Here is a 22,510-nt window from a genome sequence, read left to right as displayed (position 1 = left end):
ATCGCGGTTGGTGATCAGGGGGCTCGGTCCGCGACTTCCTCAGCCGCCGCCCGGCGGTCGACCACGTCGGCGGGCGTCCCCGACGCCAGCACCTTCAGCAGCAGGCCGTGCAGGACCTCGATCTCGTCGTCGTCGAGGGCGAGGACCGGGTTCCCGTCTCGCAGCAGATCACGCAGCCGCTCGTTGACGACCTTCCCCTCGTCGGTGATCAGCAGGTTGCGGCGGCGGCGGTCCTCGGGATCGGTGACGCGGCGCATGAGCCCCCGCTCCTCCAGCCGGTCGACGATGCCGGTGATGTTGCTCGCGTCGCAGTGGAGCGCGTCGGCGACCTGGCGCATCGGCACCGGGATGTGGGTCACGAACAGCGCACGCGCCTGCATCGGCGTCAGGTCGAGGGCCGCGGCGGACCGGTCCATGTGCGCTCTGAGCATCCCGGTCAACTCGAACATCATCCGCACGACGTCCTTGACGACCGCGCCTCGCCCCTCTTGTTCCATGGCGTCACAGAATACTTGCAGAATTCAATGGTTGCCAACTTCAAGTATCACTCGTAGCGTGTCGCCTCATGAGCGAACCGATGATCAGCGTCCAGGGGGTGCGGCGGACCTTCGGCGACCGCGGCCGGGACCAGGTCGTCGCCCTGGACGGCGTGGACCTGGAGGTGCCCGAGGGGACCGTCCAGGGCCTGCTGGGCCCGAACGGCGCCGGCAAGACGACCCTCGTCCGGATCCTGGCGACCCTCCTCGCCCCCACCGAGGGCCGGGCCACCGTCGCCGGCCTCGACGTCGAGCGGGACACGATGGCCATCCGGTCGGTGATCGGCCTGGCCGGTCAGTACGCGGCCGTCGAACCCGACATGACCGGGCGGGAGAACCTCGTCATGGTCGGCCGGCTGTACCACCTGCAGACCCCCGAGGCGCGCCGTCGCGCCGACGAGGTGCTCGAGCGCATCAGCCTGACCGAGGCCGCCGACCGGCCCGTGAAGACCTACTCCGGCGGCATGCGCCGTCGGCTCGACCTCGCCGCCTCCCTGGTCGGCCGTCCGCAGGTCCTGTTCATGGACGAGCCCACGACCGGCCTCGACCCGCGCAGCCGGATCGAGCTGTGGGGGCTCATGCAGGAGCTGGTCGACGACGGGACCACGCTCCTGCTGACCACCCAGTACCTGGAGGAGGCGGACCACCTCGCGGACTCGATCGCGGTGATCGACCGCGGACGGATCATCGCCGAGGGGACCGCGGACGAGCTGAAGACCCGCGTCGGCGGTGACGTCCTGCAGCTGACCGTCGCCGACCGGACCCGCACCGTCGAAGCCGCCGAGGCGCTGGCCGACCTCGGCCCCGAGACCCCGCGGACCGACGAGTTCACCGGCGACGTCCACGTCGCCACGGGCCTCGGCGCCCAGGCGCTGGTGCAGGCCGTCCGCCGCCTGGACACCGCCGGCATCGAGGTCGCCGACCTCGCGCTGCGCCGCCCCACCCTCGACGAGGTGTTCCTGACCTTGACCGGCGAGTCCGCCAGCGACGTCGCCGACGACCCCGCAGCGACCGGCCGGCGTGGCCGCGGTCGCCGCCGTACGGAGGCCGCGACGCGATGAGCACCACCACCGCACCCGCCCGCCAGTTCGAGGCCGCGCCCACCGGGCCGAGCTGGGTCGTCAAGGACGTCCTGGTCATCGTCGGCCGGAACCTGATGAAGATCCGTCGCTCCCCGCAGCTGATGATCTTCTCGATCGTCCAGCCCGTCATGTTCGTGCTGCTCTTCAACTACGTGTTCGGCGGCGCGCTCCAGCTCCCCGAGGGCTTCCAGGGCGACTACATCAACTTCCTCCTCCCCGGCGTGTTCGCCCAGACCGCGCTGTTCGGCTCGACCCAGTCGGGCATCGCCCTGAACGAGGACATGCGCGCCGGGATCGTGGACCGCTTCCGATCCCTCCCGATGGCCCGCTCCGCCGTCCTCGCCGGCCGGACCATCGCCGACGCGTTCCGCTCGTTCCTGACCGTGCTGCTGATGATCGGCGTCGGCTACCTGCTGGGGTTCCGCTTCCAGGCGGGGTTCGGCGCCGCCCTCGGCGCGATCGGCCTGACCGTGGCGACGGCGTTCGCGTTCAGCTGGATCAGCGTCAACATCGGCATGCGCGCCCCGGACGCCGAGACCGCGCAGGTCGGCGGGTTCATCTGGGTCTTCCCGCTGGTGTTCGCGTCGAGCGCGTTCGTGCCGACCGACTTCATGCCCGGCTGGTTGCAGGCCTTCGCGAACAACTCCCCGGTGACGGCGGTCGTCAACGGCGTCCGCTCGCTCGTCAACGGCGGCCCGACGGCAGGGGACGTGTGGTTCGGCCTGGCCTGGGTCGTCGGGATCCTGGCGATCACCGTCCCGCTCGCGATCCGGGGCTACCGCAAGGCCACCTGATCAGCGCAGCCCCTCGATCAGCCGCAGCGCGGTCCGGACGTCGAGCTTCTCCGCGGGCAGGTGGAGGAACCGTCGCCTGCCCCGCTCGTCGCGGTAGGCGATCCGTACGCCCCCGTTTGCGGGGTCGAACGCCTCCACGGCGCTGTGGACGAACTGCAGCCGGTCCCGCTCGAACACCGCCTGCGACGTGATCGTGATCGCCGGGAACCGGTCGGACAGCACCGTGCGGCCGGTCTGCTGGATGTCGGCCAGGCGGTGGCGCAGCCGGTGGCGGGCCGTGGCGCGCTCGAGGGCGTCGGCGAGCTCCTGGACCCGGTCGACGCTGCGGTCGAGGACGACGGTGCCGCCGGTCACCATGCCGATCTCGAAGCGGTGGCTGGTCGTCTGCGCGATCGGGACGAAGGCCACCGTCACGCGGCTGCGGGTGCTGACACCGCGGAAGTCGCCCACCTCGTCCCAGCCGATCGACCGGGCCGACCCGTCGGCCAGCACGTCGACGAACCCCTGCTGGTAGACGAGGACCTCGCCACCCTGGCGTCTCGGGAAGCGGTCCAGGACGGGGTCGGACGGCGAGGGACGCCCCGTCGGCTGGGGCGGTGCTGGCTGGGGCGGTGCCGGCTGGGGCGGTGCAGCGTGCGTGCCGAGCAGCTCCGGGGCGATCCGGTCCGTCGCGTTCGGGTCCCACCCTGCGCTCATCGCCCGTCCCGCCTGTCGCCCACCCGGTCGTCCAGGCCGGATCGTACGCATCCCCGTCAGCCGGTGTCGAGGCGTGCGAGCAGCGCTGCCTGGTCGCGGCTGCCGATCGGGTCGCCCGCGGCCACGAGGGCCAGCGCCTCGGCCTGCACCAGGTCGTTCGCCGGGGTCGGGACGCCGTGCAGCCGTCCGAGCAGGCAGATCTCGCCGTTCAGGGCCGTCGTCTCCACCGGCTGCCCGCGCACCGCGCTCTGCCAGGTCGAGCCGCCCGGCCGCCGGACGTCGCCGATGTCCGCCCGCGCGACCAGCTGTGCCCGGTGCTGCTGGGTCGCGGCGTCGACGGTGATGCCGGCCGCCGCGACCACGGCCTCCGCCTCGTCGCGGACCCGCTCGTAGAGCTGGTCCCACCCCTCCCGGTCGGTGCCGCACAGCACCTGCAGGACATTGCCGACGTTGCCGAGCAGCTTCGCCCACTTGCGGGCCATGACGTCCTCGCACGCCTCGGAGAGGAACTCCGCGCGGGTCCAGGCGTCCGCGATCGCGCGGGTCGTGTCGTCGACCCCTGACGGCCAGCGCCCGATGTCGAGCACACCGCGTGGTGCGGTGGCGAAGACCTGCACCTCGCCGGGGGTCAGGTGGACGCCGGGGACGTTGATCAGCACGCCGTGGACCCGTCGGAACCGGCGGGCCGCCAGCCGCTCGCCCTCCACCCCGTTGTGGACGCAGGCGACGGGCACGTCCGGCCCGGCGTGGGCCAGCAGCTCGTCGAGGACCGGCTCGACCTGGTGGACCTTCGTGGCGAGCACGACGACGGTGTCGTCGTCGATGACGGCGTCCGACACCTGCGCGTGGGCTCGGACGTGGGCGACCGCGCGCCCGTCCGGCGCCACCCGGACGAGGCCGCCGGACCTGATCGCGTCGAGGTGGTCTCCGCGCGCCACGACCTCGACGTCCTGTCCGGTGACGTGCAGCTGGGCGGCGAGGGTGCCCCCGATGGCACCGGCGCCGACGACGATGAACCGCATGCGTCCAGGCATACCCGTCCGTCGCACGCTCCTGTCGCATCCCAGGCGTACGGTGCACGCCATGCCCCGACTCGACGCCATCGGCCTGGTCGCCGCCGACCTGGCGGCCACCCTCCGCTTCTACCGCCTGCTGGGCGTGCCGTTCCCCGAGGAGGGGGAGGGGCACGTCGAGGCGCAGCTCGACGGCGGCCTGCGGCTGATGGTGGACACCGAGGCGGTCGTGCAGTCCTTCAGCGACTGGACCCCGCCGGCGGGCGGCACCCCGCGGACCGCCCTCGCCTTCCTGTGCGACGACCCGGCCGACGTCGACGCGACCCACGCGGCGGTCCTGGACGCGGGGTTCGCCAGCCACGTCGCGCCGTTCGACGCCCCCTGGGGGCAGCGCTACGCGACCGTGCTCGACCCCGACGGCAACCACGTGGACCTGTTCGCCCCCTTGACCTGATCGCCCGGCGGCCGCAGCCGCGGAGGATGTGGCTCGGCGACCCCCCACCGGCACCCGGCGCACCACGATGGCGGTGGCGCGGGGGCGCTGACCCGGCGTAGCGTCGTCCACAGCCGCGGGAGATCGCGCCGCGGCCGACTCCGACGACCGTGCACCCTGTGCGAGGTGACCACGTTGAGCGCGCCCATCACCGAGCTCCCCGAACGGTTCCGCCCCCTCACGCGCGAGGAGTACCTCGCGCTGGGCGACCTGGGCGTGTTCGCCGGCCAGCGCGTCGAGCTCGTCGGGGGAGTGATCGTCGAGATGCCGCCCATCAACCCGCCGCACAACGGCACGGTGATCCTGCTCACCAAGCTGCTCGTCGAGGCCGCCGGCGACCGCTACGCCGTCGCCTGCCAGGGCGGGCTGGACCTCGACCCGATCTCCCAGCCGATGCCGGACTTCATGATCCTCAGCCCCCGCGACTACCGGCAGGCGAACCCCGACCCCGCCACCGCCTTGGCGATCATCGAGGTGGCCGACTCCTCCCTCCGCTTCGACCTCGGCGAGAAGGCCCGCCGCTACGCGATGGCCGGCGTGCCGGTCTACTGGGTCATCGACCTCGGCGGCCGCACCGTCCACGTCCACACCGACCCGCGGTCCGACGGGACCTGGGGGCGGGTGACCCGACTGCGCGACGGGGCCCACCCGATCGGCGACCTGGACCTGACGATCGACCTCGACATCGTCCTGGGGCGCTGAGCCCGGCGGCTAGGATGTCGCGCGCCCCGGCGGCTGCGACGCCGCGCGGGACGCTCGAACTCAGGAGCTCACATGCCCGCCATCGTGATCGTCGGCACCCAGTGGGGGGACGAGGGCAAGGGGAAGGCCACCGATCTGCTGGCCGACGACGTCCAGTACGTCGTCCGCTACCAGGGCGGCAACAACGCCGGCCACACGATCATCGTCGGTGACCGGACCCTGAAGCTGCACCTGGTCCCCTCCGGCGTGATGTACCCCCACGTCACCCCGGTCATCGGCGACGGCGTGGTGGTCGACCCAGGTGTGCTGCTCGACGAGCTCGACGGGTTGGTCGCCCAGGGCCTCGACGTCTCGCGGCTGAAGATCAGCGGCAACGCGCACCTGATCATGCCGTACCACCGCGAGATCGACGCGCTGACCGAGCGGCACCTCGGCCGTCAGAAGCTCGGCACCACCAAGCGCGGGATCGGGCCGACCTACGCCGACAAGGCGGCCCGCGTCGGCCTGCGCGTGCAGGACCTGTACGACATGAAGATCTTCCGCCAGAAGCTCGACGCGGCGCTGCAGCAGAAGAACGCGGTGCTGACCCGGATCTACAACCGGATGCCGATGAAGGCCAGTGACATCGAGACCGAGTACGCGGTCTACGCCGAGCGGCTGCAGCCCTACATCGCCGACACGGTGTCCCTCCTGCACGAGGGGCTCGAGGCGGGTGAGAACATCCTGCTCGAGGGTGCCCAGGGCACCCTGCTCGACCTCGACCACGGCACGTACCCCTTCGTCACCTCCTCCAACCCGGTGGCCGGCGGGGCGATGACCGGCGCCGGGCTCGGTCCCAAGCACATCGAACGGGTCATCGGCATCACCAAGGCCTACGTCACCCGCGTCGGCACCGGCCCGTTCCCCACCGAGCTGTTCGACGCGACCGGCGAGCGGATGACCGAGGTCGGCCACGAGTACGGCACCACGACGGGACGGCGTCGGCGGGTCGGGTGGTTCGACGCGGTCCTGGCCCGCTACGCCGGCCGGGTCAACGGGCTGACCGAGCACTTCCTCACCAAGCTCGACGTGCTGAGCGACTTCGGGACCCTCAAGGTCTGCCGGGCCTACCGCTACCAGGGCGAGGAGTACGAGCACTTCCCGCCCCACCAGACCGCCTTCCACCACGCCGAGCCGGTCTACGAGGAGCTGGAGGGGTGGACCGAGGACATCACCCAGATCACCCGGTACGCGGACCTGCCGAAGAACGCCCAGGCCTACGTGGAGCGGCTCGAGGAGTTGATCGGCGTCCCGATCCGCTGGGTCTCGGTCGGACCGGCGCGCAGCCAGACGCTCGACCGCTCAGTGGCCTGAGCGACGACATCATCGGTCCGCGGTGATGCCGGGGGTCGGGGGCAGACGCCGATCTGAGCGATCCGAGGGCTCCTCCCAGTCCTCTTGGCGGCCGAGAGGGGTGAGGTCGAGCCAGTACGGCGACCCCCCGATGCCCTCAGCACCCCTGCCGTACGTCGAGTAGGTGTGGAAGACCCGGTCGTCGTCGCGGAGGAAGACCGAGTGCCCGTGCAGGTCGAAGGGCTGGTCGTCGGGGTTCACGAAGGGGTTCCAGGGCTGCGATGCCCATCCCTCGGCCGACCGGTAGTTGTACGCGAGCGGCCGGCGGGTGGCGTCGAAGGTGACGCCGTGGTCGAGGTTGAAGTCGTCGCCGACGGTCGAGAGGTGCGGCACCGGGTAGCCGAGTCGTTCCCGCCAGGCGGCGAGCCGCTCGTATGGCGCACGTGAGGTGTAGACGAGGGTGGTGTCGCGGTCGTGCAGGTGGCGGAGCAGCCCCTCGGACGTCTCGACGGCGTCGGCCGAGCAGCTCGGGCAGCCCTCGGTCCAGTCCGGTTGGAACATGAAGTGGTAGACGATCAGCTGGGCGCGGCCGTCGAACAGGTCGACGAGGGACATCTCACCGTCGGGCCCGGTGAACCGGTGGTCGGCGGTCACCTCCACCATCGGGAGGCGACGGCGCCGGGCGTTCAGCGCGTCCCGGGCGCGGGTGAGGGCCTTCTCCTCCTCGAGCAGCGCGGTGCGGGCGGTCAGCCACTCCTCCCGGCTGACGATCTCGGGCAGTGCCATGGGGTCCTCCGTCCGTCGCGGTCACCGGTGGTGACGTGGCGCCGGACCCGACCTCATCGGTCAGTCCCAGGATCGGCTGGTGAGGACCAGCCGGTAGCCGTCCGGGTCGGCGACCGTGACGCCGCGGTCGTCCCAGTACGGGTTGGCTGAGGGGACGCGTTCGCCGCCGGCGTCGACCAGCCGCTCGATCAGCTCGGGGTCGACCGGTCCGTCGAGGTAGCAGACCAGCAGGTCCTCCTCCGTCGGTCGCGGGTCGGTGGCGGGATCGCCGACCAGCTCGATGTGCCACGCCGCACCGGGCCACCCCACCATCACGAGCCGGTGGACACCGTCGGCAGGTGGGTCGTCGGAGGACTCGTCGTCGGGTGCCGGTGTGCGGAACAGCACGTCCATGCCGAGGCCGTCGGTGTAGAACCGCTCGGCCGCGGCCAGGTCGTGGGAGGGGCGGGCGATGCGCACGTGCGTCGTCGGGCCGGGGTGCGGCGGGGACGGCTCGGGGGCGTCGTCGGGCGACGCGCCGGGAGCGCCGGCCACGACGTCCTCGGCCTCCCAGTCGAAGGGAGCCGCGCTCGGGTGGCGCTCCCTCGGCGGGGGTGGCGGTGCCGCGACCACGTCGAGGATCCACCCCTCCTCCGCCACGACCTGCTCGAGCACGTCGGCGGGCTGGTCCGGGGCGGCGAACGCCTCGGCCAGGGTCCCGGCCTCCGCCATCGCGCGGTACGCGGCGACGAGGGCCAGGACCTGCGCGGCGTCCCGGACGGGGTGGGTGCCCTCCGTAGGTTCGATCAGGCTGGGGTAGACCTCGGCGATCACGACCTGGCGGGCGTCTGCGCCCTCGAGCGGATCACCGAACCCGGTCTCGAGGGGCCACACCGCCGTCCGCGGCGCGAGCGCCGGTGCCCGGCGGACCTGGCGCAGGCGGGGGATCCCGAGCAGGCTCTGCGAGCCGACCGCGCCGGCACCGGACAGCTGCCACACCGACTTGGGCTGGCGACCCCCCTCGCGGAGCACCCGCTCGGTGTGCCGGTACTCCTCGAGGACGATCCGGTCGTGGATCCGCAGCGGGAACGTCCCCTTGGTGGGGGCGAGGTCGGCGTGGAGCTGGTTCGGCGGGTGGCCCCAGAACGGACCGGCGCCGCCCTGCATCCGCTCGTTCAAGCCTGATGCGGCGCCGAACCGGTCGTTGTCGTTCGACGCGTCGTCGGCGATCTCGAGGGCGAGCAGGTCCCACATCCACCGCCACGGCGTCGCACGCGGTGGGGCGCCGAGCGCCCGGGCCGTGCCCGTCGGGTAGCCGAACGCGAAGTCGAACCCGAGCAGGACCCGCCGACCCCGGTCGGCCAGCTGCGCGCAGGTGGCGATCAGCCACGTGGTCGCCTCCGAGCGGGTCCGGAACGGCCGCACCTCGTCGGGATGTCCAGGCTGCGCGACCGCTGCCCAGATCCCGCCGGTCTGGCCGCCCTCCCGACCCGGCGAGCTCGCGGCCGACCAGTCGACCATCACGAACGTGTCGAAGGTCGGGGCGTCGGAGCGCGGGGTGTCCTGCACGACCGCGGAGGCTAACGGCGCGGACGTTCCACGTGGCTCATCCCGAGCCATCGGGAGCGGTCAGCGGGATCCCCGCACGTCGTGGTCCCCGCCCGATCCTCGGCGCAGGAGCACGCGGACCGCGGCACCGGCGGTCCCGAACAGCGCCAGCGCCGCCGGGTACATCCAGAGCCCCTCCGGCGACGTCAGCGGCACCTGGAACGGACCGGTGAAGACCAGCACGCCGGCCCCCGCGATCGTCGCCGCCACCGCCAGGGCGACGGCGAGCAGCGGCGCGGCCCGCCACCTCGCGACCGCGGACGTGGCGGCGAGGCCGAGCACGACCGTGCCGAGGCCCCACGTCACCGCCCAGAACCCGTACACGAGCCGTCCTGCGCCGTCGATCACGTACCCCGCCCCCGTCGCCACGATGGCCGCGACCGCCAGGGTGACGATCACCCCGACCGCCGACAGCCCACGTCGCCGGGTACCTCGCTCACGGGGTTGCTTCATCCCTCCCCCGCCACCTCCCGTTGGTAGGTGTCCGGCGGGGTCCCGATCACGTCGCCGAACACGTTGACGAGGTGTGACTGGTCGGTGAAGCCCAGCTGAACCGCCAGCGCGGTCCAGTCCGTCACCGCTCCGTCGTTGGCCGCGGCCAGCGCCTCGAGCACGCGGAACCGCTGGATGACCCACTTCGGTCCGATGCCGACGTACTCGGCGAAGGTCCGCTGGAGGGTCCGGAGGCTGACCCCGACCCGCTCGGCCAGGTGCTCGGCGCGGACCACGGCGACGTCCCGCTCGGCGGCCGCCACCCACCCGGCCACGCGGTCGACCGCCGGGTCCGGCGCGCCCACGAGCGGGGCGAGCGCCGCCTCGAGGACCGCGACCGCCCCCTCGTCGTCGTCCGCCGCGACCGCCCGCGCGGCGACCGCCCGGTCGTCGACGTCCACCAGGTCACCCAGCGGCACCACCGCATCCGCCAGCGTCGACACCGCTCGGCCGAGGAGCGGCCGGAACCCGCCCGGGCGGAAGGCGGCACCGACGGCGCACCCCCGCCCCTCCAACCGGCGGGTGAACCGCGAACGGCTGACGCCGTGCACCAGCACGCGGAGCTGCTCGTCGACCGGCTCGGCGACCACGTGGACCACCGGCTGGGGCACCACCTGCTGGTCGTGCGGCTCCGCGACGTCCCACCGCACGACCCAGAGGTAGTCGACCAGCCCCACGAGGCGAGCGTCGCGGACCGCATGGCGCGCCACGTCGAACGTCCGCCCGACCGCACCGGGCCGGACGATGGCCTGGGGGCGACCGCGGGGTTCGGGCATCACGTCAGAGGATCGCACGCCCGGTGGCGCGTTCCTGCAAGACCGCGCGACCGGCTCGACGGACCATGACCGCCGACCACCCCGAACGCCCGACGAAGAGGAGCCCACCCGTGCCCGCCCCCACCGTCCTCGCCCTGAGCCTCGACTGCGACGACGCCTCGGCCAGCGCCGCCTTCTGGGCCGGTCTGCTCGACGGCGAGGTGACCTACGAGGCCGACGGCGTGGCTGCCGTCGAGGCCCCCGGCCTGACCATGTACTTCGGCGAGCTCGACGGCTACCAACCGCCCGGCTGGCCGAGCGACGCGAAGCAGATGCACCTCGACCTGCGCGGGGCCGATCCCGGCTCGTACGCCGACACCGTCCGCGAGCTCGGTGGCTCGGTCCCGGACGACCAGCCCGGCGGTGACCGCTGGACCGTGTACCTCGACCCCGCCGGCCACCCGTTCTGCATCAGCGGCGGAGACGCGTCATAGGCGGCGCCGCGGACGGGTAGGTCCAGGGCATGACGGCCACCACCCCCGACGCCCACCCCCGGGACGACGACCGGCGGATCCCCCTCCTCCTCGCCCTCCTCGTGCTCTGCGTGGGAGGGGGCGCGCTCATCGGCGTGCTGTCGGCCAGCTCGACGAGCCAGTACGGCCAGCTGGACCTGCCGTCCTTCGCGCCGCCGTCGTCCTGGTTCGGTCCGGTCTGGACGGTGCTGTACACCCTCATGGCGGTGTCGGCGTGGCTGGTCGCGCGGACCGACCACCCCTTCCGGGCGCGGGCACTCACCGCCTTCGCCGTCCAGCTCGTCGTCAACTTCGCCTGGACCCCGGTGTTCTTCGGGCTGCAGGCCCGTGCGGCCGCGCTGGGCGTGATCGTCGCCGTGCTGGTGTCCGCCGGGTGGTGGGCGGTCGAGGCCGGGCGGGTCCACCGGACGGCCGGGTTCCTACAGCTCCCCTACCTGGCCTGGACGTCCTTCGCGACCGTGCTGAACGCCGCGATCGTCCTGGCCTGACCGACCGCGGAGTCACCGCGCCGCCCAGTCGAGGAACCGCTCGGCCGGCCAGGTGTTGGTGACCAGCTCGGCCGGCACCCGTCCCCGGCGGGCCAGCGCCACGCCCCAGCGGTGGTTGTCGAGCTCGCGGACGCCGTGCGCGTCGGTGGAGATGACCACCAGCACCCCGCGGGCGGCGGCCTCGGCGAGCACCTCGGCGGGCGCGTCGAAGCGGTCGAGGTGGCAGTTGACCTCGAGCGCCGTCCCGGTCTCGAGGCAGGCGTCCAGGACCGCGTCGACGTCCAGCTCGATCCCCTGTCGGCGCCCGACCCGCCGGCCGGTGAGGTGGCCGATCGCCCGCACCGCCGGGTTCTGGATCGCCGTGGTCAGCCGGCGCGTCTGGGTCGCGGCGTCCATGCGGAAGTGGGAGTGGACGCTCGCCACGGCCCAGCCGTACCCGGCCAGGAAGTCCGGGTCGTAGTCGACCGACCCGTCGGCCCCGATGTTCAGCTCGGCGCCGTGCAGGACCGCCAGCTGCGGCCGCTCGGCGGCCAGCGCCGCGAGCTCGTCGCGCTGGGCCAGCACCTCGGCACGCGACAGGCCGTTGATGGTCAGGTCCTCGGCGTGGTCGGTCACGCCGACGTACCCCCAGCCCCGGGCGACCGCGCCGTCGAGCAGCTCGGCCAGGGTCATCCGCCCGTCGCCGGACCAGTCGGAGTGGTCGTGCAGGTCGCCGCGGAGGTCGGCCACCTCCGCGCAGCAGGGCAGTCGCCCCTCCGCGGCCAGGGCCAGTTCGTCGGTGCCGTCGCGCTGCTCGGCCGGCACCGGCTGCAGCCCGATCGCGGCGTACACCGCGGCGTCGTCGGCGACCTCGACGAGCGTCCCCGTCGCGTCCCGCAGGCCGTCGGAGTCCACCTCGATCCCCCGCTCAGCCGCCACGCGCACCAGCGACCGCCAGTGGGAGGGGTGGGCGGTCCGCCGGATCCGCTCGACGGCGAAAGCAGCCGGGGGGACCGCGGCCACGTGGACGACCGGCCCGTCGAACGTCGCGAGCTCGACCCCGCCGGCGGACCGTCCCGCCACCTCCCGCACCGGCGGGGCCGTCGCCGCCCGCGCGAGCACGGCGGCGGGGTCAGGTGCGGCCAGCAGCAGCTCGACCCGGCCGACGGTGTCCCGCATCCGCCCGAGGTCCCCGCACCAGGCCAACCCGGACACGCCGTCGAGCGCCCGCAGCGTCGCCTCGAACCGCGTGGCCACCCCGACCGCGTCGAGGATCGGCAGCCGCACCGGGCCGTCGTCAGGGCCGAGGTGCTCGAGGCCCTCGGCGATCCGTGCCCGCGTGACCGGGCCCAGGCCCCGCACCGCCTCCAGCCGTCCCGCGGCGAGGGCGACCCGCAACCCGTCGATGTCCCGCACCCCGAGCGCGTCGCGCAACCGCGCCGCGGTCACCGGCCCGATGCCGGGGACCGCCAGCAGCCCCTCCACCCCGGCCGGGTCGGCGGCGCGGAGCCGCTCGAGCGCCGCGATCGTCCCGGTCCGGCGCAGCTCGGCGATCCGGGCGGCGGTGCCCGCCCCGACGCCGGGGATCGCCGTCAGGTCGCGCTCGGACAGGGCCAGCACCTCCACGGGCGCGGCCGCCACCGCCGCGGCGGCGCGGCGGTAGGCCTCGGCCCGGTACCGGTCCCCCCGCTGCCGGCTGCGGCCCGTCAGGGCGCCCAGCTCGTAGAGCAGCCGCGCGACGTCCGCGTTGCCCGTCAGCCCTCGGTCGCCGGTCGCCATCGGCGACCAGCATGCCGCTCAGGCGCGGACGGCGACCTCGCGGCACAGCTCGAGGAGCCACGCCGCGACGGCCTCGGGGTGCGTCACGGCCGGCAGGTGGCCGCCGGGCACCTCGACGACGTCCAACCCGAGCCGATCGGCGGCCACCCGACGCTGGAAGTCGAGGGGGAAGAACCGGTCGTCGGCGGCCGCGACCACCCGGGTCGGGACGTCGGGCCAGGTCGTCAGCGGCCACGGCTCGAGCAGCGGCGTCATCGACTGGGCACGCTCCGGGCCCAGCTCGACCAGCAGCTCGTGGGGCACCCCGGCGAGCACGAGCGCCGCGGTGTCGAGGTCCTCGGGATCCCGTCCGCCCTCGCGCGCCGCCGTCCGGACGGCTGCCTCCCACCCGGTCGCGGTCCACCAGTCGACCCCCCGCTCGCCAGGCCGGGGCACCATGCCGGCCAGGATCACCAGCAGGTCCGCGCCGAGCTCGTCGGCGACCAGCGGCGCGGTGAACCCGCCGAGGGACTGGCCGACGACCACGACCGGCGGGTCGAGCGAGCCGCCCGCGTCGACGTCCGCGAGCACCGCGTCGACGTAGGCCGTCAGGTCGGCGTCGTCGTCCTCGGCGGGCAGGTCCGGGGCGACGACCCGGTGGCCGGCCACCTCGAGCAGCGGGGCGACGCGGTGCCAGTAGCGGCCGGACGAGCCGGCGCCGTGGATCAGGACGGACGTGGGCATGCAGGTCTCCTCCTCGCGCGGTCACCCCTCAGACGTGCGGCGATCGGCCACCTCATCGGTCGCACGGGCCGGTGGTCCCGGTCGTAGGATCCCGCGCATGGCCACGCTGAAGGACGCCTCGCTGTCCGCCACCGGATCCGGTGCCGAGCTGATCATGGCGGTCGACGTCGAGATCGACTGGGACCGCGGTGACGACGAGGTCGAGTGGGAGATCCAGATCCGCTTCGTCGGCGACGACGCGCTGATGCGCGGCGGCAACGACACCCTGCTGGTCCACGCGGTCCCCGCCGCGCCCCGGGACGGCGAGCGGCGGCGCATCGAGGTGTCCGGCGCCGGCGGCGCCTTCGACGAGGACCGCGGCCGGGACGAGGTCTTCGCCGAGGTCCAGCTGCTGGCCCGCACCGCCGACGTCCGCGTCGTGAAGACCAACACCGTCGAGGGTGACTTCTCGGGGTGACGCTGTCCGCGCGGGGGCACGCGATGGCCGACGGCGGCCTGTCGCCGTACATCGCCGAGCACTTCGCGCGACGTCACGATCCCGGGTACGTCGGGTTGTGCGTCGCGGAGAACCACCTGGTGGCGGATCTGCTGATCCCGCGGATCGAGTCGCCGCCGCCCGTGCCCGACCACGTGCTGGCCTACGACGACATGTCCGGCAGGGCCGACCTCCGCCGGGCGCTCGCCGGCCTGCTCGAGCGCCACGTCGTCGGCCGTCCCGTCGACCCGGCCACGGTGCAGGTGCTGAGCGGTGCCGGTGGGGTCCTCGACGCGCTCGGCCACGCCCTCGGGGACCCCGGCGACGGGGTGCTGGTGCCGACGCCGTCGTACTCGGGGTTCTGGCCGGACCTGCAGGCCCGCCCTGGTCTCGAGATCGTGCCGGTCCCCACAGTGCCGGAGGAGGGGTACGCCCTGACGCCCGAGCGGCTGGACCGCGCCGCCGACGGTGCCGACGTGGACGTCAGGATCCTGCTGCTGACCAACCCGGACAACCCCCGCGGGCAGGTCGTGCCCGCCGCCGACGTCGAGGCGGTCCTCGACTGGGCCGACGCCCGCGGGCTGCACGTCATCGCCGACGAGGTCTACGCGCTGTCGACGTTCGGTGAGACGCCGTTCGCGAGCGTCGGGCGCCTCCGCCCCTCCCTCGGCGAGCGCCTCCACCTCGTCTGGGCGTTCTCGAAGGACTTCGCGATGAGCGGCCTCCGGACCGGGGTGGTCGTCAGCGAGCACGAGCCCCTCCGCCGCGCACTCGAGGTGCAGGGCAGCTGGGCAGGGGTCAGCGGCCACACCCAGCACGTCCTGGCGGCGATGCTCCACGACGACGGGTGGGTGGAGGGGTACATCACGACGATGCGAGCCCGGCTGGCGGCGGCCGCCGAGGCAGTTTCGGAGGCGCTCACGTCGGCCGGGATCCCCCACACCCGACCGGAGGCGGGGTTCTTCACCCTCTGCGACCTCCGGCAGTGGCTGCCCGACCCCACGTGGGAGGGTGAGGACCGGCTGTGGCGCCAGATCCTCGACCGCACGGGGGTGAACCTCACGCCGGGCTCGGCCCTGCGGGCACCGGAGCCCGGGTTCGTCCGTCTGTGCTACGCGAGCAACCCGACCGACGTGGTGGAGGATGCGATCGGCCGGGTCGGAGCGCTCCTCGACAGCTGACCGATCAGGTGGGCGCCAGCGGCGGCACGCCGTGCCCGGCGACCTCCACGACGTGAGTGGCGGCGTCGGCGTCGGCGGGGCGCCCGAACAGCCACCCCTGCCCGACAGCGCAGCCGAGGTCGCGGAGGGTCGCGTGCTGGGTCGCGGTCTCGATCCCCTCGGCGACCACCTCGAGGTCGAGCGCGCGGGCCATCGCGACCACCGCGGCGACGATCGCCTCCGCGTCGGGGTCGACCCCCAGGTCGGCGATGAAGGACCGGTCGATCTTCAGCGCGCTGATGGGGAACCGCTGGAGGTAGCCGAGGGAGGAGTAGCCGGTGCCGAAGTCGTCGACGGCGAGCACCACGCCGCGGTCGTGCAGGCGTCGGAGCGTCTCGCCGGTGGTCGCGTCGTCGGCCACCAGCACCGATTCGGTGATCTCCAGCCACAGCGCGTCGCCGGGCAGGTCGTGGCGGTCGAGGAGCGACTCGACGACGTCGGCGAAGGTCCCGTCGGCGAGCTGCCGCGCCGCGACGTTGACGCTGACGTGCGCCGACGACCCGGCCGGCTGCCGGCGCCACCGCGCGAGCTGCTCGACGGCGGCGGACAGCACCACCTCGCCGAGCGGGACGATCAACCCCGTCTCCTCGGCCAGGGGGATGAACTCGACCGGCGGGACCGGTCCGACGTCGGGTCGGTGCCAGCGGGCCAGCGCCTCGAAGCCGAGCAGCCGGCCCGTGCCCAGGTCGACCAGCGGCTGGTAGGCCACGTCGATCGCCCCGTCGGCGACGGCGTCCCGGAGGGCGATCTGCAGCTCGATCCGCTCCGCCGAGGCGGTGACCATCCAGTCGTCGAAGGTCACGACGACGTTGCGGCCACGTGCCTTCGCGTGGTGCATCGCCGCGGAGGCGTCGTCCACGAGGGCCTCGGCCTCCCGGCTGTCGCCAGGCGGGCGTTCACCGGCCCCGTGCGCCCGGTGGGAGTGCGCGACGCCGATGCTCGCGATCACGTGCGCACGGCCGGCGCGCAACGCGACGGGGTCGGCCAGGACCCCGAGCAGGTGGTCCGCCAGGTGCGACGCCTCCAGGTGCGCGGTCCGACCCTCGATGACGACGGCGAACTCGTCGGCGCCGATGCGGCCCACCGGGGTCCCCGGTCGGGTCGCCTGGCGCAGGCGGGCCGCGACGGCCACCAGCAGCTCGTCGCCGGCGGCGCGTCCCCAGGACTCGTTGACCAGCTTCAGGCCGTGCAGGTCGATCGAGATGACCGCCACGACGTGGTCACCACCTCTCGCGGCGGCGAGGGCGCGCCGGACGGTGTGGACCACGGTCGTCCGGTTCGGCAACCCCGTCAGCGCGTCGTGGGCGGCGGCGTGGGCCATCGCCGCGGCGTCACGTGCGCGATCGTTCACCGCCGTCGACGTCCGCCACAGCGCGGCCGCGGCGATCGTGGCCATCCCGGTCGCGAGGACCACACGGTCCGCCAGGCTGTCGGGGGGCCGCAGGAGGATCACCGCGGCGGGGTTTGCCATGCTGACCGCGACGACGGTCAGGCGGCTGCGCTCCAACACGGCCGCGCGCAGCGGCTGCGGGTCGGTGAGGACGCGCATGGTCGGGTGCAGCGCCGCGCCGGCGAGGCACGTGAACGCCATGAGGTGCAACGCGTCGACCAGCGCCGGGGTCACCGTGACGCCGACGTCCACGCCGGCGTGGACGATGACGTAGCCCGTGTCGCCGGCGAGCAGGAACGCGAACGCCAGCATCGCGACGACGAGCACCGGTTGGCGATGCCGGACGGCGAGGGCGAGGCGCGCCATCAGGAACAGCAGCAGGGTGTCGAGCACCGGGTAGGCGGCCATCACGACCCGGACCCCGAGCTCGCGCTGCGTCGTCGTGGCGTCGAGGGTGGGGCTGATCAGGAACGTCCACGCCAGGATCGCCGCGCCCGTCATGACCATCAGCCCGTCGGCGGACGCGGCGACGTCCTGCCGGGCGCCGGTGGCGTGGAGCATGGCCGCGACCCCGACGAGCAGCGCGGTGTAGCCGAGGAAGCTGAACAGGTCCTGCACCCCGACCGTCACGCCGCTCGGGGTGGCGGCCGGTCCCGCGCTCGCCGCTGCGGCGCGCAGCGAGGTGCCGATGACGAAGCCGACGGGCGCCAGCCCGAGGGCGATCCACGGCGCGGTCGTTCGCGGACGGTGCAGCCACACCCCGAGGGGGAGGGACAGCAGCGCCACCGCACCGGCCACGGTGTAGGTGGTCGAGGCCACCGACGGTGAGTCGGCGACGACCACCACCGTCGCCGCCACCGCGCCGAGCAGCAGGACCGCCGTCGACACCACGGCGCTGTGGCGGCCCAGCACCTCGGCGCACGCCGAGGCGACGCGCGACGACCGCTGCGCGCGAGAGGCGACCAGGTGCGGGGTGGTGGACATCGGGGTGGTGCCCACTCATCGGCAGCTCGCACGCGAGGTGTACCGCTACGTCCGGTAACAGATCCCCATCGGTCGTGTGGGACCGGTGGGTCGGGTCATGCGCCCGTCAGTTCGTAGGAGGTCGTCACGTCGATCGCGTCGCGGATCGAGCGGGCGACCGGGCAGTGGTCGGCGTGGAAGCCGTGCACGCGCTCGATCGCCTCGCGATCGGCGGCCGCGTCGACCTGCAGGGTGTACGCGGCGTGGATGCGCCGGATGACGAGCGTCCTGCCCTCGAGCTCGATCTCACCGGTGATGTCGGATCGGAGACGACCGCCTCCGGCGGGGATGCCACGTGCCTCCAGGGCACCCCCGAACGTGCCGGTCAGTCACCCGCCGGCGGCGGCGACCACGTAGTCGAGGGTCGTCGCGTCGGGCGGGAAGTCCTCGGGGTCGACGCCGTAGTGCTCGGCCACCGCCCCGTGCACGCCGAAGGTCACGGGCTCGTCCCGGCCGGGCAGCTGCGCGGTCCGCACGGGCCCTCGTTCCCGCACGATCGAGACGGATGAGGTGTACACGACGTCGCCCATGGGTCCTCCGCTGTCGTCCGCCGGGTCATCCTCCCCCGGGGGTCGGTGGGGATCAACCCCTCCCCGGAGCGGGTCCGGTGCGGACCCCGCCCCGGTCCCGGCCCTACGCTGCCGGCGATGGGTGTCGCGACGGACGATCGTGGGGCGCGGGCCGCCGACGCGCTGTGGAGGGTGCTCGAGCCCTACCACGCGGTGACGTACTTCGCGTCCGAGCACCGCGAGGCGTGCGATGCGCTCGGACTCCGCGGCGGGTGGATGGCGTACTTCGCGTCGCGGGCCGCCCCGCTCGGGCCGGTCGCGCCGGAGGTCGTCACCGCGTTGTTCCACGGGTTCAGCCCGCCGATGGTCGCCCGGTCCCTGCCGGACGCGTGGACACACGCCTCCCCCGCGGCGGTGCTGGACGCCCGGGCGGCGGGTGTCGACACCGCGCTGCGACGGGTGCTCGGTGCGGAGGTGGAGGGGGAGGGTGTCATGCGTGCCGCCGACCTGGCCCGCCGCCTTGCGACCGCCCCGGCGCTGGCGGGGAGGCCGATGCACGCCGCGAACCGGTCGCTGCCGTGGCCCGACGCCCCGCACATGGTCCTCTGGCACGCGGCGACCCTGCTGCGCGAGCACCGCGGGGACGGCCACGTCGCGGTCCTGGTCGGCGCGGGACTCGACGGGTGCGCGGCGCAGGTGCTGCAGGTCGCGACCGGCCGGGTGCCCCGGTCGGTGATCCAACCGGCACGGTGGTGGACCGACGAGGAGTGGGATGTCGCGGTCGAGTCGCTGCGCGGCCGTGGGCTGGTGGACGCCGGCGGCGCTGCGACCGCGGACGGGGTGGCGCTGCGGGATCGGATGGAGCGGCAGACGTCCACGCTGGCCGCCGAGCCGGTCCGGCGGGTCGGCGTCGATGTGGCGTCCTCGCTGGTGGACGCCATGGGGCCGGTGGTGGACGCCCTGGCGCGCGCCGACATCATCCCCTACCCGAACGCCATGGGGGTGCCGTCGGCTGGGGAGGGGGTCACGCGCTGACGGGCGCGATCAGCCCGCCTTAGGCGGTTTCGCGCCGAGCTTCGCCGCCATAGCCTCGGCCAGCGCGTGGGCGGCCTTCAGGGGCCGCACCATGACCGTGAACCGGTCGATCGTGCCGTCCTCGCGCTGGTGGAGGAGGTCGACGCCCTCCAGTTGGACGTCGCCGATGTGCGCTGCGAAGACCAGGGCGTGGTCCGCGTCGTCGGGTCCGCCGATCTCGGTCGTGTAGCGGAAGTCCTCGAAGACCTGGATCACGGCCCGCAGGATCTGGCCGACGGCGTCCCGGCCCTGGTACGGGGTGAAGACGACGGGGCTGGAGAAGGTGACGTCGTCGGCGAGCAGCGCGATGGCTGCCTCGATGTCGCGGGCCTCGACGGCGGCTCTGAAGGGGTGCATGGGTGCGTCCTACACGACGTCGGCGGCAGGGCCAAGTCGTGTGGACGAAGCGGTCGGGAGCGTCACACCCCTGGTCGAGGATGGGCGCAGACGTCCCATCTGACACGGGGGTTCGACATGACGGTGATGACTGAGGTGGCGCCAGTCGACTCGGCGCCGACGATGACCGAGGGGGTCGATCTGATCGCGGCGTTCACCGCCGCCGCCGCTGCTCGACATGCGGCGGAGGTGGAGGTGGTCCGCACGCTCGGCCGGCTGGCGCGGGCGGGGGTGATCGAGGACCTCGAGGCGCTCCCGATCGACGTGTACCTGGCGGTGCACCAGCACTTCACGTCCGCGGAGCGGAACATGCTGCTCGACGCCGCGGACATGCTCGTGGACATGCCCGCCACCACGGTGCTGTGGGCCCGCGGTGTGCTGTCCGGGTCGCAGGTCCGCGGGATGCTCACCCGGCTGCGCCGCTACGGCCGCGGTCTGCGTGAGGAGCTGGACGGCATGATCGCCGCCTCCGAGGAGGTGATCGGACTCGCCGACCCCGACCGGTTCACCTCGATGGTCGACGAGGCGATCCTCGATCTGCGCAGTCCCGAGTCGGTCGCCGACGAGGAGGACCGGACGGCCGAGCAGGCGTACCTCGCCGGTCGAGCCGGCGACGCCGACACCGTCGAGCTCCACGGCGAGTACGACCCGCCCACCGGCGCAATGGTCCTCAACGCGATCGACGCCCGCGCGGCGATCGACACCCAGCGCATGGGTGACCGGCGACCGGACGGCCGCACGATGACGCGGGCGCAGCGTCGCGCCCGGGCGCTCGCAGGGATCTGCTCGGACAGCCTCGACGGCGGCGGCGTTGAGAATCGCAACGGCCGTGAGCGGGCCCGGCCGCTGATGGTCGTCCACGTCCAGGCCGATCAGGTGACGGAGTCCGTCGCCGGCCACCTCGAGGTCCCCGTCCCCAGCTTCCTGCCCACCGTGGCCGCGCGTACGCTCGAGGCGCTCGCGGCCGACGCAGAGGTCCGCGATGTGGCGGCCTTCGGCCGTCCTCCAACGGCCACCGACCACTCATGGTCACCCGGAAGTTGACCGCCAAGGACATCTCCGACGACACCCGCCTGGCGGTCACCGCCCGGGATCTGGGCGCCCGCGACCCGGCTGGCAGGACCACCGTCGGCCTGTCGGACGTCCACCACCTCGACGGTGACGGCCTGCACGATCCCGATCGGCTCGCGACGGTCTCCAGGCGCGGGCACCTGCGGATCATCCACCGCCACGGCTGGACGGGACAGGTCGACCCGGACAGCGGCTGGCTCACCTGGACCCATCCGGGCGGCCGCACCATCACCACGTTGCCCTGGGGGACGCGGCTCACCCGGCCTGAGGATCAGAGCTAGCGGACGCGTGAGAGGACGAGCGCGTCGGACCTCCCGTCGGCGAAGCTCAGGAACGACCGCAGCCGGCCCTCCAGCTCGAAGCCACAGACGGTCAGGACCGCGACCGAGCGGTGGTTGCCGGGTTCCACCCACGCCTCGACCCGGCTGAACGCCCCGTCACCGAGCGCCCAGCTCACCGCGAGCGCGACCGCTCGACGGGCATGGCCGTGCCCGCGCGCCTCCGGGACCAGCCAGTAGCCGATCCCGACCACACCCTCCTGCCGGCGGAGGAGCAACGCCAGGCATCCGACCGCGACGTCGGTGCGGGCGTCGACGATCGCCGAGGACCACCCCTCACCACCGGACGTGCGGCTCCACTGCCGCTCGATCCACGCCAGGCCGGCGTCGGTCGTGAACGCCTCCGGCACGGTCGTGCCGCGGGGGATCCGAGCGTCCTCCGCCGCCTGGGCCACGCAGTCGATGTCGTCGAGCCGCCACGCGCGCAGACCCGTCTCGCCGTCGGAGAGGGACGGCATCGGGGGGAGCGGCACGGTCATGCGTCGTCGGGGCCGGCCGAGGCACGCCCCGGTCCCGACGATGTGCAGGTAGCCCATGGACCTGGCCGATGTGCACATCGTGGCGATGACCCGGACAACCCGGGCATCCCGGGCGTCACCGCCGGCGCCCCAGCGCCGTCGGGGCGGTCCAGCCAAACCGCATGGCGGCGACCCGCCACGCGAACACCGCGACGACGATGGCGATGCCGATGACCGGCTTGAAGACCTGGAGCTCGGCGACCGCCACCACGGCGGCCGCGCCCGCGGTCGCGGGGACGGCGTACAGGGTGGAGTCCGACCGGACGACGACGGGGGCCTCCTGGGCCACGACGTCGCGCAGCATCCCGCCGCCCACCGCCGTCACGACGCCCATCAACACCGACTGCAGCGGCCCGAGACCGGCATCGACGGCCTTCAGCGCGCCGGTGACCGCGAACAGCCCGACGCCGGCGGCGTCGAAGACCAGCACCGCCCGCTCGATCCGCTCGAGGGGGCGGTGCACCAGCGCGACCACGGCGGCGGTGACCAGGGGAGCGGCCAGGTACCGGGTGTCCTCGAACGCGGCGGGCGGGATGTCGCCGATCAGGACGTCCCGGATCAGCCCGCCCCCGAGACCGGTGAGCACCGCGAGGACGGCGATGCCGACGACGTCGAACCCCTTGCGGATCGCGAGCAGCGCGCCGGAGATCGCGAACACCACGACGCCGGCGAGCTCGAGTGCGAGCTGCACCGGCTCGTCGGCAAGACCCACATCCATCGGCCGAA

Annotated in this window: 27 protein-coding genes; 12 read left to right on the top strand and 15 right to left on the bottom strand. The window is 73.7% G+C overall.

Translation table 11 applies throughout. The features are described from left to right. Positions 1 to 14 precede the first annotated feature (14 nt). Positions 15 to 497 (bottom strand): MarR family winged helix-turn-helix transcriptional regulator, encoded by a 483-nt coding sequence (locus ACEQ2X_RS15295; protein ID WP_370326692.1) that lies wholly within the window; start codon positions 495 to 497, stop codon positions 15 to 17. A gap of 68 nt (positions 498 to 565) precedes the next feature. On the opposite strand from ACEQ2X_RS15295, the gene ACEQ2X_RS15290 reads away from it, so the two are divergent. Next, positions 566 to 1,597 carry an ATP-binding cassette domain-containing protein gene (locus tag ACEQ2X_RS15290; RefSeq protein ID WP_370326691.1) on the top strand — a complete coding sequence of 344 codons (1,032 nt, stop codon included), beginning with the start codon at positions 566 to 568 and terminating at the stop codon, positions 1,595 to 1,597. Then, positions 1,594 to 2,412, top strand: coding sequence for an ABC transporter permease (locus tag ACEQ2X_RS15285; RefSeq protein WP_370326690.1), 819 nt, complete (start codon positions 1,594 to 1,596; stop codon positions 2,410 to 2,412). Before ACEQ2X_RS15290 ends, ACEQ2X_RS15285 begins: the two co-directional genes overlap by 4 nt. Here ACEQ2X_RS15285 and ACEQ2X_RS15280 read toward each other — a convergent pair whose 3' ends face one another. Together ACEQ2X_RS15280 and ACEQ2X_RS15275 are read right to left on the bottom strand one after the other, a co-directional pair. Continuing rightward, positions 2,413 to 3,108, bottom strand: a complete 696-nt coding sequence (locus ACEQ2X_RS15280; RefSeq protein ID WP_370326689.1) for a hypothetical protein — start codon at positions 3,106 to 3,108, stop codon at positions 2,413 to 2,415. It lies immediately after the preceding gene. Positions 3,109 to 3,164: 56 nt separating this feature from the next. After that, positions 3,165 to 4,130 (bottom strand): ketopantoate reductase family protein, encoded by a 966-nt coding sequence (locus tag ACEQ2X_RS15275; RefSeq protein ID WP_370326688.1) that lies wholly within the window; start codon positions 4,128 to 4,130, stop codon positions 3,165 to 3,167. 61 nt (positions 4,131 to 4,191) lie between these two features. On the opposite strand from ACEQ2X_RS15275, the gene ACEQ2X_RS15270 reads away from it, so the two are divergent. From ACEQ2X_RS15270 to ACEQ2X_RS15260, 3 genes are all read left to right on the top strand, one after another. After that, on the top strand, positions 4,192 to 4,575 hold the full coding sequence (locus ACEQ2X_RS15270) for a VOC family protein (protein ID WP_370326687.1): 384 nt from the start codon (positions 4,192 to 4,194) through the stop codon (positions 4,573 to 4,575). Positions 4,576 to 4,740: 165 nt separating this feature from the next. After that, on the top strand, positions 4,741 to 5,316 hold the full coding sequence (locus tag ACEQ2X_RS15265; RefSeq protein WP_370326686.1) for a Uma2 family endonuclease: 576 nt from the start codon (positions 4,741 to 4,743) through the stop codon (positions 5,314 to 5,316). Positions 5,317 to 5,388: 72 nt separating this feature from the next. Continuing rightward, positions 5,389 to 6,669 carry an adenylosuccinate synthase gene (locus tag ACEQ2X_RS15260; RefSeq protein ID WP_370326685.1) on the top strand — a complete coding sequence of 427 codons (1,281 nt, stop codon included), beginning with the start codon at positions 5,389 to 5,391 and terminating at the stop codon, positions 6,667 to 6,669. A 9-nt stretch (positions 6,670 to 6,678) separates the two neighbouring features. Here the strand turns inward: ACEQ2X_RS15260 and ACEQ2X_RS15255 are convergent, their stop codons facing one another. The 4 genes from ACEQ2X_RS15255 to ACEQ2X_RS15240 form a co-directional block, all read right to left on the bottom strand. Continuing rightward, entirely contained in the window at positions 6,679 to 7,434 is a 756-nt protein-coding gene (locus tag ACEQ2X_RS15255) for a DUF899 domain-containing protein (RefSeq protein WP_370326684.1), read from the bottom strand. Positions 7,435 to 7,494: 60 nt separating this feature from the next. Next, on the bottom strand, positions 7,495 to 7,893 hold the full coding sequence (locus ACEQ2X_RS15250; protein ID WP_370326717.1) for a VOC family protein: 399 nt from the start codon (positions 7,891 to 7,893) through the stop codon (positions 7,495 to 7,497). Positions 7,894 to 9,042: 1,149 nt separating this feature from the next. Continuing rightward, a complete protein-coding gene (locus tag ACEQ2X_RS15245) occupies positions 9,043 to 9,474 on the bottom strand; it encodes a hypothetical protein (protein WP_370326683.1) in 432 nt (143 codons plus the stop codon). Beyond that, on the bottom strand, positions 9,471 to 10,289 hold the full coding sequence (locus tag ACEQ2X_RS15240) for a DUF6597 domain-containing transcriptional factor (RefSeq protein WP_370326682.1): 819 nt from the start codon (positions 10,287 to 10,289) through the stop codon (positions 9,471 to 9,473). The genes ACEQ2X_RS15245 and ACEQ2X_RS15240 overlap by 4 nt, the downstream gene beginning before the upstream one ends. A 110-nt stretch (positions 10,290 to 10,399) precedes the next feature. Here ACEQ2X_RS15240 and ACEQ2X_RS15235 point away from each other — a divergent pair, with 110 nt between their 5' ends. Both ACEQ2X_RS15235 and ACEQ2X_RS15230 read left to right on the top strand, forming a co-directional pair. Beyond that, on the top strand, positions 10,400 to 10,762 hold the full coding sequence (locus tag ACEQ2X_RS15235; protein WP_370326681.1) for a VOC family protein: 363 nt from the start codon (positions 10,400 to 10,402) through the stop codon (positions 10,760 to 10,762). Between the two features lie 29 nt (positions 10,763 to 10,791). Then, entirely contained in the window at positions 10,792 to 11,289 is a 498-nt protein-coding gene (locus ACEQ2X_RS15230; protein ID WP_370326680.1) for a TspO/MBR family protein, read from the top strand. Between the two features lie 12 nt (positions 11,290 to 11,301). Here ACEQ2X_RS15230 and ACEQ2X_RS15225 read toward each other — a convergent pair whose 3' ends face one another. After that, on the bottom strand, positions 11,302 to 13,047 hold the full coding sequence (locus ACEQ2X_RS15225; RefSeq protein ID WP_370326679.1) for a helix-hairpin-helix domain-containing protein: 1,746 nt from the start codon (positions 13,045 to 13,047) through the stop codon (positions 11,302 to 11,304). Between the two features lie 18 nt (positions 13,048 to 13,065). Continuing rightward, positions 13,066 to 13,770 (bottom strand): alpha/beta fold hydrolase, encoded by a 705-nt coding sequence (locus ACEQ2X_RS15220; protein ID WP_370326678.1) that lies wholly within the window; start codon positions 13,768 to 13,770, stop codon positions 13,066 to 13,068. A 97-nt stretch (positions 13,771 to 13,867) separates the two neighbouring features. Here ACEQ2X_RS15220 and ACEQ2X_RS15215 point away from each other — a divergent pair, with 97 nt between their 5' ends. Both ACEQ2X_RS15215 and ACEQ2X_RS15210 read left to right on the top strand, forming a co-directional pair. Then, on the top strand, positions 13,868 to 14,227 hold the full coding sequence (locus tag ACEQ2X_RS15215) for a hypothetical protein (RefSeq protein ID WP_370326677.1): 360 nt from the start codon (positions 13,868 to 13,870) through the stop codon (positions 14,225 to 14,227). After that, positions 14,224 to 15,426: an aminotransferase class I/II-fold pyridoxal phosphate-dependent enzyme gene (locus ACEQ2X_RS15210; RefSeq protein ID WP_370326676.1), complete on the top strand. Its 1,203-nt coding sequence runs from the start codon at positions 14,224 to 14,226 to the stop codon at positions 15,424 to 15,426. Before ACEQ2X_RS15215 ends, ACEQ2X_RS15210 begins: the two co-directional genes overlap by 4 nt. Before the next feature lie 4 nt (positions 15,427 to 15,430). Here the strand turns inward: ACEQ2X_RS15210 and ACEQ2X_RS15205 are convergent, their stop codons facing one another. The 3 genes from ACEQ2X_RS15205 to ACEQ2X_RS15195 form a co-directional block, all read right to left on the bottom strand. After that, a complete protein-coding gene (locus tag ACEQ2X_RS15205; RefSeq protein WP_370326675.1) occupies positions 15,431 to 17,839 on the bottom strand; it encodes a putative bifunctional diguanylate cyclase/phosphodiesterase in 2,409 nt (802 codons plus the stop codon). Positions 17,840 to 17,934: 95 nt separating this feature from the next. Next, positions 17,935 to 18,207, bottom strand: a complete 273-nt coding sequence (locus ACEQ2X_RS15200) for an OsmC family protein (RefSeq protein WP_370326716.1) — start codon at positions 18,205 to 18,207, stop codon at positions 17,935 to 17,937. After that, positions 18,208 to 18,408: a hypothetical protein gene (locus ACEQ2X_RS15195; RefSeq protein ID WP_370326674.1), complete on the bottom strand. Its 201-nt coding sequence runs from the start codon at positions 18,406 to 18,408 to the stop codon at positions 18,208 to 18,210. A gap of 117 nt (positions 18,409 to 18,525) precedes the next feature. Between ACEQ2X_RS15195 and ACEQ2X_RS15190 the strand changes: the two genes are divergently transcribed. After that, positions 18,526 to 19,422, top strand: coding sequence for a hypothetical protein (locus ACEQ2X_RS15190; protein ID WP_370326673.1), 897 nt, complete (start codon positions 18,526 to 18,528; stop codon positions 19,420 to 19,422). A gap of 9 nt (positions 19,423 to 19,431) precedes the next feature. Here the strand turns inward: ACEQ2X_RS15190 and ACEQ2X_RS15185 are convergent, their stop codons facing one another. Next, on the bottom strand, positions 19,432 to 19,818 hold the full coding sequence (locus ACEQ2X_RS15185; protein ID WP_370326672.1) for a nuclear transport factor 2 family protein: 387 nt from the start codon (positions 19,816 to 19,818) through the stop codon (positions 19,432 to 19,434). 135 nt (positions 19,819 to 19,953) lie between these two features. Between ACEQ2X_RS15185 and ACEQ2X_RS15180 the strand changes: the two genes are divergently transcribed. Next, on the top strand, positions 19,954 to 20,901 hold the full coding sequence (locus tag ACEQ2X_RS15180) for a hypothetical protein (RefSeq protein ID WP_370326671.1): 948 nt from the start codon (positions 19,954 to 19,956) through the stop codon (positions 20,899 to 20,901). Beyond that, a complete protein-coding gene (locus tag ACEQ2X_RS15175) occupies positions 20,883 to 21,209 on the top strand; it encodes a hypothetical protein (protein ID WP_370326670.1) in 327 nt (108 codons plus the stop codon). Before ACEQ2X_RS15180 ends, ACEQ2X_RS15175 begins: the two co-directional genes overlap by 19 nt. On the opposite strand, the gene ACEQ2X_RS15170 is transcribed toward ACEQ2X_RS15175, so the two are convergent. Then, on the bottom strand, positions 21,206 to 21,745 hold the full coding sequence (locus tag ACEQ2X_RS15170) for a GNAT family N-acetyltransferase (protein WP_372530570.1): 540 nt from the start codon (positions 21,743 to 21,745) through the stop codon (positions 21,206 to 21,208). The genes ACEQ2X_RS15175 and ACEQ2X_RS15170 overlap by 4 nt on opposite strands. A gap of 115 nt (positions 21,746 to 21,860) precedes the next feature. Next, a complete protein-coding gene (locus ACEQ2X_RS15165; RefSeq protein ID WP_370326668.1) occupies positions 21,861 to 22,502 on the bottom strand; it encodes a trimeric intracellular cation channel family protein in 642 nt (213 codons plus the stop codon). Positions 22,503 to 22,510: the final 8 nt, after the last annotated feature.

Source organism: Euzebya sp., assembly GCF_964222135.1.
Classification (GTDB): domain Bacteria; phylum Actinomycetota; class Nitriliruptoria; order Euzebyales; family Euzebyaceae; genus Euzebya.
Note: the sequence above shows the minus strand (reverse complement) of the source record. Positions and strands in the feature narration are given on the sequence as shown.